Genomic DNA, 14,618 nt, shown 5'->3' with positions numbered 1-14,618 from the left:
AGACCCCCGTTACCGTTGGGCACTCATGTCCGGTATGGGAAGCGGGCGCTTCTCGATCGCCGCGGCCATCACCTCCGGGAAGAGGTCGGGTGTACAGGCGAAGGCGGGTGCGTCCAGCGCGGCGAGCGCCGCCGCGTGCTCACGGTCGTAGGCGGGCGCGCCCTCGTCGGAGAGCGCGAGAAGGGTCACGAACTGCACTCCCGACGCCTTCATCGCCGCCACCCGCTTCAGCATCTCGTTCCGTATCCCGCCCTCGTAGAGGTCGGAGATGAGTACGACGACGGTGTCCGCGGGCCGGGTGATCTGCGACTGGCAGTACGCCAGCGCCCTGTTGATGTCCGTGCCGCCGCCGAGCTGGGTGCCGAAGAGGACGTCGACGGGGTCGTCGAGCTGGTCGGTGAGGTCCACCACCGCGGTGTCGAAGACCACCAGCCGGGTCGCGATGGACCGCATCGACGCCAGCACCGCCCCGAACACCGAGGCGTAGACGACGGACGCGGCCATCGATCCCGACTGGTCGATGCAGAGGACGACCTCCTTCTTGACGGCCTGGGACGCCCGGCCGTAGCCGATCAGCCGCTCCGGGACGACGGTGCGGTACTCGGGCAGGTAGTGCTTGAGGTTGGCCGCGATGGTGCGGTTCCAGTCGATGTCGTGGTGGCGCGGCCTGTTGACGCGGGCGCTGCGGTCGAGCGCGCCGGTGAGGGTGGCCCGGGTGCGGGTCGCCAGCCGCTTCTCCAGGTCGTCGACGACCTTGCGGACCACGGCACGCGCGGTCTCCTTGGTGGTCTCCGGCATGGCCTTGTTGAGGGAGAGGAGCGTGCCGACCAGGTGGACGTCGGCCTCCACGGCCTGGAGCATCTCCGGTTCGAGCAGCAGCGCGGAGAGGCCGAGCCGGTCGATGGCGTCCCGCTGCATGACCTGCACCACGGAGGACGGGAAGTAGGTCCGGATGTCGCCCAGCCAGCGGGCGACGGACGGCGCCGACGCCCCGAGCCCCGCGGAGCGGTCCCGGCCGCGCCCCGGCTTGTCCCCCTTGCCGTAGAGCGCGCCGAGTGCGCCGTCCATGGCGGCGTCCCGGCCGGAGAGCGCGTAACCGGTGCCGTCGGCCGCGTCGCCGCCGAGCACCAGCCGCCACCGCCGCAACCGCTCGTCATCGCGCGCGGCCCCGTCCGGCTGGGCGGCCGGCTCCCCCGTCGTCGCCGTCGTCCCTGTCGTCATCAGGCCACCCCCAGCGGGTCGTCGAGCGTGCGTTTCCCTGGCTGCGCCGTGTCGCCCGCCGCGTCCTCGCTGAGGCCGAGCAGCAGGGACAGCACGGGGAGCACGGCGTCGGCGCGCGCCGTGTCCAGCTCCGCCCCGAAGCCGGGCAGCGCGGTCCCGGCGGCGACGGCGGTGGCCCCGCCCGCCGCCGGGCCACGGCGCACCAGCTCGCCCAGGGTGCGGCGGACGCCGGGCTCGTAGGCGGAGAACGTACGGCGCAGCAGTGGCAGCACGTCCGTGAAGGCGCTGTCCGCAACGGTGCCGAGCCAGCCGTCGACCAGCGCGAGCAGCCGCTCGTCGTGCACGAGGAGCATGCCGGAGCCGGAGCCCCCGCCGACGAACCCGTCGATCCAGGCCGCCGCGTCGGCGGGCTCGGTGCCCGGCGACAGTGCGAGGCCCATCCGTCGCGCCGCCTCGTCCTGCGTCGCGACCCCCTCGTCCAGCAGCAGCCGGGTACCGCGGCCGCGCAGCACGCCGGGCACGGACTCCCGCCCCGCGAGCCCCCGCAGCACGGCATGCCAGCGCTCCCGCAGGCCCGCGGCACCCGGGCCCTCCCCCTCTGCCGGGGCGCCCGCCGCCGGGGCCTCCTCGGTGTCGGCCAGCAGTCCGACCGCCCCGTGCACGGCGTCCACGTGGCGGCGCATCTCGGCCGCGGCGTCCGCGTCGAGGGAGGCGCAGGCGGGGGGCAGGCCGACGAAGACGCGCTCGGCCAGGCCCGCGGCGACCTCGCCGAGGGCGCGGGTGTCGGTGCCGCGGACGTCCCCGTAGCGCAGGGAGCGGACCAGGGCGGGGAGCGCCTGGGCGAGGTGGCCGACGTCCGCGTCCAGCGCGGCGCGGTCGGCGAGGGTGCGCATCACCTCGGGGAGCGCGTCGGGGAGTTCGGCGAGCAGGCAGCGCTCGGCGAGGGCGGTGACGTCGGACAGCGTCCGCGCCGCGGCGGCGTCCGCACGCGCCCTGGCCGTGGCGGCGGCGACCACCGTGGTCCCCCAGACGCCGGCCTCGGCGACGCGGACGGACAGCTCGGGCTCCCAGCGCAGCCGCCAGGTCTCCCGGAAGGTCCCCGTACTGCCGCGCGCGGAGAGCGCGGGCTCGCCCCAGGGGACGCCGAGCAGCCGCAGCCGGTGGAGGAGCCTGCTGCGGGCGGCGTCGGTGTCCCGCCGCAGGTCGAGGTCGAGCTCCCGCTCCAGCGCCTCGGGCTTCAGCCGCAGGGACTTCTGCTGTCTGCCGAGGTCGCGCTGCAGCGGCACGGCGGGCGCCGACTCGGGTACCTCGCCCAGGACGTCCCCGACCACCAGGCGGTCGTGGATGAGGGCGAGCGGCACATGGGAGCCCTCGCACATCACGGCCTTCACCGCGTCGGTGGCCTCCGGCAGGCCGGGCAGCGGTCTGCCGCGCAGCGCCGCGAGCGCGTCCGCCAGCCGCACCGCCTCGATGACATGGGCGGAGGACACAATCCGGTCCTCCGACCTGAGCAGCCCGGCGACCTTCGTCATCCAGCGCTCCATGGGGCGGTCCCGTGCCTGGAAGAGGTGGCCGTACCAGCCCGGCGAGTCGATGCCCGCGCCGTACCCGCTCTCCTTGGCGAGCCTGCGGTGCGTCCAGGGCACCCAGGTCAGGTCGGCCTTGACCTTGGGCAGCCCCTTGAGCAGGGCGCGGTCGGCGGCGACGGTGCTGCGCTGCCGCAGCGCCGGCACGTGCCAGGCGCCGCACACCACGGCCACCGCGCCGCCGAACTCCTTGCCCGCGGCGCGCATCTTCAGGCGCATATGGGCCTCGCGGACCTGGTCGCGCCGGGCCCCGGGGCCATAGGCCTCGCGGAGCGCCGCCATGGCGTCGGCGAGCGCCTCGAACGGCGCGAAGACGTCCTCCGCGCGGCCCCGGTGCTCGACGGCGTCCTCCCACCAGCGCTCCGGGTCGTCGTACCCGGCCGTCTCGGCCAGCATGGCCAGCGGATCGATCCGGGCGCTCTCCCGCGCCGCCCCGGCGGCACCCTCGCCCCCTTGGGTGCCCTGCTCCTCGGCGCCGCCGTCCTCGCCCTCCTCGGCGCCCTCCTCCCGGTCGCGCCACGCGAGCGAGTGCGCGGCGGGCAGGTCGATGAAGCGGACCGGGACGTCGTGGGCGAGCGCCCACCGGAGCGCGACCCACTCCGGCGAGAACCCGGCGAGCGGCCAGAAGGCCGAGCACCCCGGCTCGTCCACCGCATGGGCGAGCAGCGCCACGGGTGGCCGCATCGCGGGGTCGGCGGCCAGCGGCACCAGCGCGTCCGCCTCCGGCGGGCCCTCGATCAGCACCACCCGGGGCGCCGCCGCGTCCAGCGCGGCGCGCACCGCGCGCGCCGACCCCGGCCCGTGGTGCCGCACCCCCAGCAGCAGCGGTGCACGGCCCCCACGGCGGGCCCCGGTCCGCCCGGTGGCGTCCGCCGGGCAGGGTGGCGGCGCGGTGGACGCCTCGTCCGGCGCGTCCGCGGTGGACACGGGGCCCCTCATGCGCTCACCTCCCGGCAGGCGCGGTAGAAGTCCTTCCAGCCGTCCCTCTCGCGGACGACCGCCTCCAGGTACTCCTGCCAGACGACCCGGTCGGCGGCGGGGTCGCGGACGACGGCACCGAGGATGCCGGCGGCGACGTCACCGGGGCGGAGCACGCCGTCGCCGAAGTGCGCGGCGAGGGCGAGGCCGTGGGTGACGACGGAGATGGCCTCGGCGGTGGAGAGCGTGCCGCTGGGGGACTTGACCTTCGTACGGCCGTCGGCGGTGACGCCCTCGCGCAGCTCGCGGAAGACGGTGACCACCCGGCGGATCTCGGCCATCCCCTCGGGCGCGGCGGGCAGGTCGAGCGCGCGGCCGATCTGGTCGACGCGCCGGGACACGATGTCGACCTCGGCGTCGGCGCTCTCCGGCAGCGGCAGGACCACCGTGTTGAAACGGCGGCGCAGGGCGCTGGAGAGGTCGTTGACCCCGCGGTCGCGGTCATTGGCCGTGGCGATCACGTTGAAACCGCGGACGGCCTGCACCTCCTGTCCCAGCTCCGGTATCGGCAGGGTCTTCTCGGAGAGGATGGTGATCAGGGTGTCCTGCACATCCGCGGGGATGCGGGTCAGCTCCTCGATACGGGCCGTCATGCCGGCCGCCATGGCGTGCATCACGGGGCTGGGGACGAGGGCGTCGCGGCTGGGGCCGTGCGCCAGGAGCCGGGCGTAGTTCCAGCCGTAGCGGATGGCTTCCTCCGGGGTGCCCGCGGTGCCCTGCACCAGCAGGGTGGAGTCGCCGCTGATGGCGGCCGCGAGGTGCTCGGAGACCCAGGTCTTGGCGGTGCCGGGCACGCCGAGGAGGAGCAGGGCGCGGTCGGTCGCCAGGGTGGTGACGGCGACCTCGACGATGCGGCGCGGGCCGACGTACTTGGGTGTGATCACCGTGCCGTCCGGCAGGGCGCCGCCGAGGAGGTAGGTGGCGACCGCCCACGGCGAGAGGCGCCAGCGGGGCGGCCTCGGCCGGTCGTCCTGCGCGGCGAGCGCCGCGAGCTCGGCCGCGAACGCGTCCTCGGCGTGCGGCCGCAGCGCCTCGGCGGCCGCCGCGGGCGCGGGCCCGGCCACGGGCGCGGATCCAACCGGCCGTTCGGTCGGCTGCGCGGGCGTCGGTTCTGCGGATACGGGCATGGCTCTCCCCCTCGTCCTCCGGCCGGTCCGCGAGGGACGGGCCGCTCCGGCTGCGATCTGCCCCCACCTTGCACCACCCCACTGACAATCGGCGCTGACCTGCACAGATGCATGATCACGAGGGGATTGTCAGTGGGCGGACCTACCGTCGGAGACATGACTGAGCAGGGGGTGCGCTGGACGGCGGACCAGGTGCTGGCACTGGCTCCTGACGCGGCGTCACGCAAAGCGGGAAGCAAGCTCGCCGCGGCCGGGCCGTGGTCGGAGGCCGGCAGCGCCGGAGGTTCGGTGTGGGGCCTGTGCAAGGGCAGCGGCAGCAGGCCGTATCAGACCGTCGTCGATATCGCGGGCAGCGGCGGCCCGGCGTACAAGTGCAGTTGCCCGAGCCGGAAGTTCCCGTGCAAGCACGCGCTCGGGCTGCTGCTGCTCTGGGCGGGTGAGGACGGCTCGGTGCCGCGGGCCGAGGCCCCCGCCTGGGCCGAGGAGTGGCTGGCCGGGCGGCGCAGGCGGGCGGCGGAGCGGGCGGCGCCCCGGCCCGAGGAGTCGCAAGAGGCGGCGGACCCGGCGGCCCGGCGGCGCGCCGAGTCCAGGGCGCAGAAGCGGGCAGAGCGGATCACCGCGGGCGCCGGCGAGCTGGAGCAGCGGCTGTCCGACCTGCTGCGCGGCGGCCTGGCCGGCGTGGAGCAGGCGGGCTACGGCCCCTGGGAGGAGACGGCGGCCCGGATGGTCGACGCACAGGCGCCCGGCCTCGCCTCGCGGGTGCGGGAGTTGGGGGCCGTGGCCGCGTCGGGCCCGGGCTGGCCGGTCCGGCTGCTGGAGGAGTGCGCCCTGCTCCATCTGCTCGACCAGGCCTGGCTGCACCGGGCGGCGCTGCCGCCGGACCTGGCCGCCACCGTCCGCTCCCGCGTCGGCCTGCCCGCCGCCGCACAGGAGCCGCCGCAGCGTGACACCTGGCTGGTCCTGGCCCAGTACGACACCGTGGACAGCCGCCTCACCACCCGCCGCATATGGCTGCACGGCACGGCGTCGGGGCGTACGGCGCTGCTGCTCTCCTACGGCGCGGCGGGGCGCCCGCCGGGGCTCGCGCTCCCGGTGGGGCTCGCGTTCGACGCCGAGCTGTCCGGCCGTCCGGGGGCCGGGCAGCTCAGGGCGGAGCTGGGCGAGCGGTTCGGGACCCCCGCGCCCAGTACCTCCCGGCCCGCCGGCACGGGCACCGAGCAGGCGGCCGCGCGGTACGGCACGGCGCTGCGGTCCGACCCCTGGCTGGAGGCCTGGCCGGTGACCCTCGGCTCTGTCATACCCGTGCCGCTGCCGGACGGCTCCGGCTGGCAGCTGGCCGACGCGGACGGCGGCGCGGCCCTGCCCGTGACGCCCGCGGCCGCCGCCGCGCCCGGCCTGTGGCGGCTCGTCGCCCTCTCCGGCGGCGCCCCGGTCACGGTCTTCGGCGAGTGCGGGCACCGCGGCTTCACCCCGCTCGCAGCTTGGCCGCAGGGCCCCGGCGAGACGGTGGCGCTGTGCTGACGGGCACGGGCACGGCCACCGCGGCGGGCGGTCGCCGGGGTGCCGGGAATCAGCCGGGCCCCGGGGCTCACCCGGACCCCGGACATCCCGAGAACCCTGGTCCTCCCCCGCACCCCGTCCCTCCCCTGAGCCCCGGAAGCACCCCGAATCCCGCGGACACCGTCCGCACCGGCACCGCCCCCACCGACACCCACACGACAACGACAGGAGCGGCGAGGCATATGACCCCCTTGCTGACCGGCGCCGCATCGGCCACCTGGGAGGACCTGGTCACCGCGGCCCTGCTCGGTACCGAGCGCCGCAGGCCCCCCGTGCCGGCCCGGCACGGCGATCCGGCCGCGGGCCTGCTGGACGCGGCGGCCGTGCACACCCTCCGCCGCCGAGCGGGGGCCCGGCCCGCGCCGGCCGCCCCGCTCCCGGACCGCGCCGCACCCGATCCCCGTCCCGCGCTGCCGCCCGCCGCGGCCCGCCGGCTGGCGGTGCTGCTCGCCGACCGGCCCGGCGCCGGCCCGGGTGGCCGCCGGGGCTCGGCGCCCGACCTGCTGGAGCTGCTCCCCCAGTGGCTCCGGGTGGCGAACGCCCGGGGTTATGCCGCTCCCCCGCACCTGCTGCCGGCCCTGCTCGACGCGGCACGCGCGCGTACGGACCTGCGCCCGCGGGTCCTCGCCTTCGCCGGGCCCCGCGCGCTGTGGCTGGCCCGGCTCAATCCGGACTGGAAGTTCGCGCTGCGCGCCGCCCCGGGCGGCGGGGCGATGCTGCCGGCGCCGGAGGACACCGAGCGGGTGCGGCGGGTGTGGGAGGAGGGGCTGTTCGCGGAGCGGGTGGCGCTGCTCGCCGCGGTCCGGGCGCATGACCCGGCGGCGGCCCGGGAGTTGCTCGCCGGTACCTGGTCGACGGAGCGGGCGGAGGACCGCCTGATGTTCCTGGACTCGCTGCACATGGGCCTGCGCGCCGACGACGAGCTGTTCCTGGAACGGGCGCTGACCGACCGCAGCCGCAATGTCCGCGCCGTCGCGGCGGAGCTGCTGTCCGCGCTGCCCGGGTCGGCGCTGGCCACCCGGATGGCGGCCCGCGCCGCGTCCTGCGTGGCCCTGGACCCGACGCGTGAGGAGCCCGCGATCGCGGTGGAGGCGCCGCACGAGTGCGATCCGGCCATGGAGCGGGACGGGATCATGCCGAAGCCGCCGGCCGGCCGGGGCGCGCGGTCCTGGTGGCTGGGACAGCTGGTGGAGGCGGCCCCGCTGGCCACGTGGGTGAGCCGGTTCGGCGGCCGGAGCCCGGAGGAGATCGTGGCGCTGCCGGTGGCCGACGAGTGGGCGAGCGAGCTGCACGCGGCGTGGTGCCGTGCGGCGGTCCGGCAGCGGGACACCGCCTGGTCACGCGCGCTGCTCGGCACGCCCTCGGCGCCGGGCGCCGGCGGCCCGGGCGCCGTGTCGCTGGCCGAGCGGGCGAAGCTGCTGACCGCGCTCTCCCCGGCGGAGCGGGCCGAATGGGTGGCCGGATTCATCGATGCGCACGGCCTGTCGGAGGCGTTCCAGCTGCTGGGCGGCTGCGCGGCGCCCTGGAGTGAGCGGCTCGGCCGGGCCGTGGTGGACGCGCTGAACATCGCGCGGGACGCGGGCAGTTACCCCTGGAGCTTCAGCGGGGTGATGGGGCTGGCCGAGCGCTGCCTCGACCCGGCCGAGGTCACCCGTCTTGAAGCGCTCACCGCGATACCCGACGAGCAGGAGAACGCCGCGCCCGGCGCCGGCGGCTACTGGTCGGAGGCCTTCCAGCGCCTCGTCAGCACGCTCCACCTGCGCGCCACGATGCACACGGAACTCACGGCTCCGTCCACCCCGGCCCCCGTGCGGTAGTCCTCCGGCCAAGGGCGCCCCGAACCGGCCAGAGGTGGCCCGCACCGGCCAGGGGCGCCTCGAACCGGCCACCGAACCGACCAAGGGTGCCCCCGGAAGGGGCGCCCTCGACGTCGGCGGCGCCGATCAGGGGCGCGGGGAACCGCGCGAACGACCACGGCGAATCCCGCACCTCGCCACCGCCAGAAAGGGGCAGTTTCTGTCGCTCCCGGGCCACCGGCCGAAGATGGGGTTGCCCGCTCCCGCACTGCCTCAGAGGCGTGGGGGTACCCCGGAGGTGCCCCGAGGCACCCCCACACGACACAGCCCCGCGCCCCGTGGGGCGCGCCGCTCACGCCCCCGCAGGCTGCCGTACGTTCGCGCGGACCCAGTCCACGATCGAGGCGGTCGTCGCACCGGGCGTGAAGATCTCCGCGACCCCCTTCTCCTTGAGGAGGGGAATGTCCGCCTCGGGGATGATGCCGCCGCCGAAGACCACGATGTCCTCCGCGTCCCGCTGCTCCAGCAGTTCGAGGACACGGGCGAACAGGGTGTTGTGCGCGCCGGAGAGGATGGACAGGCCGATCGCGTCGGCGTCCTCCTGGATGGCGGTGTCGACGACCTGCTCCGGCGTCTGGTGGAGACCCGTGTAGATCACCTCCATGCCCGCGTCGCGCAGCGCACGCGCGATGACCTTGGCCCCCCGATCGTGGCCGTCGAGTCCCGGCTTGGCCACCACCACGCGGATCGGCCCGGCTGCCACACCCATCACTGCCTCCATATACCGACGAACGTTGCCCCCAGCATCCCGCACGTGCCCGCTCCCCGCCCCAGGGCGAGGGAGAAATCACACGCCGGGAACGCCGACGGGAAGCCGAAAACGGCGGACATCGCGGAAACAGCGGGAACAAGGGACAGCGGAAACGATGGAAAGGGCGGGAAACAGCAGAACCAGCAGAAACAGCGGAAACGGCGGAAACGACAGGGACCGGGAGACTGACAGGGCCCACGTAGAAGCCGACCCCGACCCCCGTTTCTCGAACATGTCTCGAACGCACCGCCAAAGATGCGTCCGGGCCGCGGCGAAAGACGGCCGAATGCCCGGTTCCCACCGGCCCGGTCAGGGCCGAAGATTGTCCCGCCCGCGTACTGCCGGGTACAGTCGCCGCACTGCTCCGCCTCTGGGGGGCGGTGAACCGGGGGTACCTCTGGGGTACCCCCCACGCCCTTGAGGCAGTGGGGGAGCCCTCGAAGGCCGTGAGGGAGGTCTCCCCGCTGCCGACAGTCCCCCAGCCCCTGCTGTCGAGGCGAAAGAGAAGTAGGTGAACGACCGTCACCCCTCGGGGGATCCATACCCCCAGGCCCCGGCTTCCGACGCCGACCACGGGTCGTACTCGTCGTACGACCAGCAAGGCGTCCAGTACGGCGGCCAGACCGGGTATGACGGTTACGGCGGTTACACGACGAGCGGGACCGCCACGGCCACCACGGCCTACGCGACGGACGCACTCGCCACGGACGGCCGCACCGCCGACGCCTACGGCACCGGTCACTGGGCCGACGACGGCTATCCGGCCGACGGCTTCGCCACCGGCACCTTCACCCCCGGCGCGTTCGCTTTCGGGGACACCTCCCGGACGGAGTCCGGCGGAAGCTTCGAGAGCGACCCCCTTTTCGGTGACCTCCCCGGCGCCCACGGCGCGACGGGAACCACCGGTGCCCCCGACGTCACCGGCGCCTACGGCACCGGCCACTGGGCCACCGCCACCGGCCAGGACCCGTCGGCCCCGGGCCCGTACCCGTACGTGCCGCAGCAGAGCCGGCCGCAGGACGCCGAGTTCGCGTCCGGCGGCTACGACGGCACCGGATACGACACCGGTGCGCAGTGGGACGCCACCGCCTGGAACGGCGCCGCCGAGTGGGAGACCCACTCCTACGCCCGGCAGGCCCCCGCCGACGGGAGCCGGCAGGACCCGCTCCTCGGCACGGAGTTCAGCGAACCGCAGCCACAGCCGCAGGCAGAGCACCAGCCACAGGCGCAGTCACAGTCACAGTCACAGTCACAGTCACACCAGTACGGCACATACGACTCGTACGATTCGTATGCCCCGTACACCGCGCAGCAGGGCTACCCGGCCCAGGGCTACGAGGCCGCCCCGTACCAGGACCACGCCGCCGCCCACCCCGACGCACCCGAGTATCCGACGGGCACCCCCGCGTACCCCGACGGCGCCGACACCCCCTATGGCGACGCGTACGCCTACCAGGACGGCCCGGCCGCGGACGGCGCGTACGACGGAGACTCGACCGACGGCCACCGCACCGCCTACGACGACTCCGCCTACGACGACTCCGCCTACGACGACACGGGCGACGACTACGACGCCTACGACGACCCCGCCCACGCGCACGCCGAGGCCGACGCACACGACACCGCGACCGCATACGACACCGCGACCGCATACGACACCGCGACCGCACACGACGCCACCGCCGCACACGACACGGCCGCCGCACACGAGACCGCCGCCGCACACGACACCGCCGCCGAGGGACCCGCCGGGGAACTCCCCGACGAGGCCCCGGGCGCGGACCTGCCCCGGCCCCGTTCCGCCGGCCGGGCGCCGGCGCGCCCGGGCGGGCGTGGCGCCGCCTCCCGCTCCCGCCGCCGCCCCGCGAAGCGTTCCGCGCTGCTCACCGTGGCCGTGCCCTCGGCCTGTGTGATCGGTGTGGCGGGGGTGGCCGCCGCGGCCGTCGGTGGTGGTGACGACAACAAGGACGCCACCGCGTCCGGCGCGCCCGTCAAGCCCTCCGTGGCCAACAACAAGCTGGACACCCAGCTGGAGAACCTTTCCGCGGACGCCGGCGACTTCGCCGACCGGGCGAGCCGTACGCAGGAGCGCATCGACCTCAAGGCCAAGCAGGAGGCGGCGCGCAAGAGGGCGGCTGAGGAGGCGGCGCGCAAGGAGGCGCTGCGGCCGAAGTTCGTCCTCCCGGTCACCCAGAAGGGTCTGAGCGCCTACTTCGGCCAGGCGGGTGTCAACTGGATGTCGGTGCACACCGGCATCGACTTCCCCGTCGCCTACGGCACCCAGGTGATGGCCGCGACCGACGGCACCGTCCGTACGCAGTACAACACCGCCTACGGGAACATGGCCATCGTCACCGCCAAGGACGGCACGGAGACCTGGTACTGCCACCTGTCCAGCTACAAGGTCAGCTCCGGGACCACCGTCAAGGCCGGCGATGTGATCGCCTTCTCCGGGAACTCCGGCAACTCGACGGGACCGCACCTGCACTTCGAGGTCCGGCCGGGCGGTGGCGCGGCGGTCGACCCGCTCCCCTGGCTCCGCAGCCACGGCCTCGACCCGACCTGAGCCGCGTCCCCCTGCGGGACCACGGGCGGCGCCTGCCGGGCGCTGGTCGGCCGCCGCGGCGCACAACCACAGCGCACGCCGCCCCAACCGCGCCCCCGCCCCGTCCGCGTACTCGAAGCCGCGTACTCGAAGGTGCAGCCCGCCACGCCCGCAGGGCGCCGCCGCCACACCCGCAGGGCCCCCGCCCCACCCGCAAGAGCCCGTGCCGCGTGCCCGAAGGGCGCCCCGCCGTACCCGAAGGCGCCCGCCCTACAACTTCTCCACCGGCGCGTACCGCAGCAGCAGCCGCTTCGGCTTCTCTCCACCGCCGAAGTCGACCGTCGCCTCGGCGTTGTCCCCGGTGCCCTTGACGGCGACCACCGTGCCGAGGCCGAACTGGTCGTGGGTGACGCGGTCGCCGACGGCGAGCGAGACCACCGGTTTCTCCCTGGCCCGGCGGGTGGCAAAGCCGGAGGCTCCGGAGGCGGCGCTGCGGGACCGCGATGAGGAGAGCGAGGCGGCGACCCCGCTCGCGGCGGAGACCACCGGCCCCGAGGATGCGGAGGGCGCCGCGGGGGCCGTCCGCTTCCAGTCCACGTGCTGGTCGGGGATCTCCTCCAGGAAGCGGGACGGCGGGTTGTAGGCGGGCTGGCCCCAGGCGCTGCGCAGCGCGGCCCTGGTCAGGTACAGCCGCTCGCGGGCGCGGGTGATGCCGACGTAGGCGAGCCGGCGCTCCTCCTCCAGCTCCTTGGTCTGGCCGAGGGCGCGCATGTGCGGGAAGACGCCGTCCTCCATGCCGGTCAGGAAGACCACCGGGAACTCCAGGCCCTTGGCCGTGTGCAGGGTCATGAGAGTGATGACGCCGGTGCCGTCCTCGTCCTCCTCGGGGATCTGGTCGGAGTCGGCGACCAGCGCGACCTGCTCCAGGAAGTCCGCCAGCGTGCCGGCCTCGCCCTCACCGCGCTCCTGCTCGAACTCCAGGGCCACGGCTGCGAGTTCCTGGAGGTTCTCGATGCGGGTCTCGTCCTGGGGGTCGGTGGAGGACTGGAGCTCGGCGAGGTAGCCGGTGCGCTCCAGGACGGCTTCCAGGACGGTGGCGGGTCCGGCGCCGGACTCGACGACGGTGCCCAGGTCCTCCATGAGGGTGTTGAACCGCTTGATCGCGTTGGCGGAGCGGGCCGCCATGCCGTAGGCCTCGTCGACGCGGCGCAGCGCCTGCGCGAAGCTGATCCGCTCGCGCTGGGCGAGGGCGTCGATCATCGCCTCGGCGCGCTCGCCGATGCCGCGCTTGGGGACGTTGAGGATCCGGCGCAACGGGACGGAGTCCTCCGGGTTGGCGAGGACGCGCAGGTAGGCGAGGACGTCCCGGACCTCCCGGCGCTCGTAGAAGCGGACGCCGCCGACGACCTTGTAGGGCAGGCCGACGCGGATGAAGATCTCCTCGAAGACACGGGACTGGGCGTTGGTGCGGTAGAAGACGGCTACGTCGCCGGCCTTGGCCTCGCCCGCGTCGGTGAGGCGGTCGATCTCCTCGGCGACGAACTGCGCCTCGTCGTGCTCGCTGTCGGCGACGTAGCCGGTGATCCGGGCGCCCGCGCCGGCGTTGGTCCACAGGTTCTTCGGGCGGCGGCTCTCATTGCGCTCGATGACGGCGTTGGCGGCGCTGAGGATGGTCTGCGTGGAGCGGTAGTTCTGCTCGAGGAGGATGGTGGTGGCGTCCGGGTAGTCCTCCTCGAACTGGAGGATGTTGCGGATGGTGGCGCCGCGGAAGGCGTAGATCGACTGGTCGGCGTCGCCGACGACGCACAACTCGGCGGGCTCCAGGGCGGACTCGCCGTCGCCGGCCTCGTCTCCCCCGGCGGCCGGCGCGGGGCCGACCAGCTCGCGGACGAGGGCGTACTGGGCGTGGTTGGTGTCCTGGTACTCGTCGACGAGGATGTGGCGGAAGCGGCGGCGGTAGTGCTCGGCGACGTCCGGGAAGGCGCGGAGCAGATGGACCGTCGTCATGATCAGGTCGTCGAAGTCCAGTGCGTTCGCCTCGCGGAGGCGGGACTGGTAGAGGGCGTACGCCTGCGCGAGGGTCTTCTCGAAGCTGTCACTGGCCTGGCCTGCGAAGTCCTCCTCGTCGATCAGCTCGTTCTTCAGGTTGGAGATCTTGGCGCTGAAGGACTTGGGCGGGAAGCGCTTGGGGTCGAGGTCCAGGTCGCGGCAGACGAGGGCCATCAGGCGCTTGGAGTCGGCGGCGTCGTAGATCGAGAACGAGGACGTGAACCCGAGCTTCTTGGACTCGCGGCGCAGGATGCGCACGCAGGCGCTGTGGAACGTCATCACCCACATCGCGGCGGCGCGCGGGCCGACGAGCTGCTCGACGCGCTCCTTCATCTCGCCCGCGGCCTTGTTGGTGAAGGTGATGGCGAGGATCTGGCCGGGGTGGGCGCGCTGCCGGGCGAGCAGGTAGGCGATGCGGTGGGTGAGCACCCGGGTCTTGCCGGAGCCCGCGCCGGCCACGATGAGCAGGGGGGAGCCGCTGTGCACGACGGCCGCGCGCTGCTGCTCGTTCAACCCGTCCAGGAGGGTGGACGGGTCCGTGGCGGGGCGGGCGGCGCCGTCGCGGTAGTACGCCTCGTGGGGCGGCGGGGTGTCGTACCTGCCGCCGAAGAGGTCGTCCGGGACCTCCTCCGGGCCCGGCTCCTCGGGCGGCGGCGGGGGCTCGTCCTGCGCGCCGCGGGACGCCTGGAGACCGGCCAGGAAGTGATCGTCAAAGAGGCTGCTCATCGTCTACCGAGTCTAGGCCGCGGCACTGACACCCGGCCCCCGGACGGCCCACTTGTCCGCACGCGACCCGCCGCGTCCGGTGTTCCCCGCTGTCACCGCCCCGATCGCCGCCGCGTTCGTCCGAGATCGCCACGACTGGTGGCGGACCGTTCACGCAACGCGATAGTCACGGAAATGTGTAGGGCGTATCACACATCAGCCTTCACAGCAGTCACATGA

General features: G+C 74.5%; 8 protein-coding genes. 3 read left to right on the top strand and 5 right to left on the bottom strand.

Going from position 1 to position 14,618, the window contains the following annotated elements; translation table 11 throughout:
- Positions 1–9: 9 nt before the first annotated feature.
- From ACSMXW_RS22280 to ACSMXW_RS22270, 3 genes are read right to left on the bottom strand one after another with little or no spacing between them, the layout of a single operon-like run.
- Entirely contained in the window at positions 10–1,221 is a 1,212-nt protein-coding gene (locus tag ACSMXW_RS22280; protein WP_485798730.1) for a VWA domain-containing protein, read from the bottom strand.
- Complete coding sequence (locus ACSMXW_RS22275) at positions 1,221–3,746, bottom strand: DUF5682 family protein (protein ID WP_485798728.1); 2,526 nt, start codon at positions 3,744–3,746, stop codon at positions 1,221–1,223. Before ACSMXW_RS22275 ends, ACSMXW_RS22280 begins: the two co-directional genes overlap by 1 nt.
- Positions 3,743–4,912: an ATP-binding protein gene (locus ACSMXW_RS22270; protein WP_485798726.1), complete on the bottom strand. Its 1,170-nt coding sequence runs from the start codon at positions 4,910–4,912 to the stop codon at positions 3,743–3,745. The genes ACSMXW_RS22275 and ACSMXW_RS22270 overlap by 4 nt, the downstream gene beginning before the upstream one ends.
- A 156-nt stretch (positions 4,913–5,068) precedes the next feature.
- Here ACSMXW_RS22270 and ACSMXW_RS22265 point away from each other — a divergent pair, with 156 nt between their 5' ends.
- Positions 5,069–6,433, top strand: a complete 1,365-nt coding sequence (locus ACSMXW_RS22265) for an SWIM zinc finger family protein (protein ID WP_485798724.1) — start codon at positions 5,069–5,071, stop codon at positions 6,431–6,433.
- Between the two features lie 221 nt (positions 6,434–6,654).
- Complete coding sequence (locus ACSMXW_RS22260) at positions 6,655–8,289, top strand: DUF5691 domain-containing protein (protein ID WP_485798722.1); 1,635 nt, start codon at positions 6,655–6,657, stop codon at positions 8,287–8,289.
- A gap of 331 nt (positions 8,290–8,620) precedes the next feature.
- Here ACSMXW_RS22260 and icmB read toward each other — a convergent pair whose 3' ends face one another.
- Complete coding sequence (gene icmB / locus ACSMXW_RS22255) at positions 8,621–9,037, bottom strand: coenzyme B12-dependent isobutyryl CoA mutase small subunit (RefSeq protein WP_485798720.1); 417 nt, start codon at positions 9,035–9,037, stop codon at positions 8,621–8,623.
- A 553-nt stretch (positions 9,038–9,590) separates the two neighbouring features.
- Here icmB and ACSMXW_RS22250 point away from each other — a divergent pair.
- Complete coding sequence (locus tag ACSMXW_RS22250) at positions 9,591–11,645, top strand: M23 family metallopeptidase (RefSeq protein WP_485798719.1); 2,055 nt, start codon at positions 9,591–9,593, stop codon at positions 11,643–11,645.
- A gap of 249 nt (positions 11,646–11,894) precedes the next feature.
- Here ACSMXW_RS22250 and pcrA read toward each other — a convergent pair whose 3' ends face one another.
- Complete coding sequence (pcrA, locus tag ACSMXW_RS22245) at positions 11,895–14,399, bottom strand: DNA helicase PcrA (protein WP_485798717.1); 2,505 nt, start codon at positions 14,397–14,399, stop codon at positions 11,895–11,897.
- Between the last annotated feature and the right edge of the window lie 219 nt (positions 14,400–14,618).

The sequence above is a fragment of the Streptomyces sp. DSM 116793 genome (assembly GCF_057320905.1).
Note: the sequence above shows the minus strand (reverse complement) of the source record. Positions and strands in the feature narration are given on the sequence as shown.

Coding starts and splice junctions, on each gene's coding strand:
- ACSMXW_RS22280 (WP_485798730.1), bottom strand. CDS start 1,221: ATGACGACAGGGACGACGGCGACGACGGGGGAGCCGGCCGCCCAGCCG.
- ACSMXW_RS22275 (WP_485798728.1), bottom strand. CDS start 3,746: ATGAGGGGCCCCGTGTCCACCGCGGACGCGCCGGACGAGGCGTCCACC.
- ACSMXW_RS22270 (WP_485798726.1), bottom strand. CDS start 4,912: ATGCCCGTATCCGCAGAACCGACGCCCGCGCAGCCGACCGAACGGCCG.
- ACSMXW_RS22265 (WP_485798724.1), top strand. CDS start 5,069: ATGACTGAGCAGGGGGTGCGCTGGACGGCGGACCAGGTGCTGGCACTG.
- ACSMXW_RS22260 (WP_485798722.1), top strand. CDS start 6,655: ATGACCCCCTTGCTGACCGGCGCCGCATCGGCCACCTGGGAGGACCTG.
- icmB (WP_485798720.1), bottom strand. CDS start 9,037: ATGGGTGTGGCAGCCGGGCCGATCCGCGTGGTGGTGGCCAAGCCGGGA.
- pcrA (WP_485798717.1), bottom strand. CDS start 14,399: ATGAGCAGCCTCTTTGACGATCACTTCCTGGCCGGTCTCCAGGCGTCC.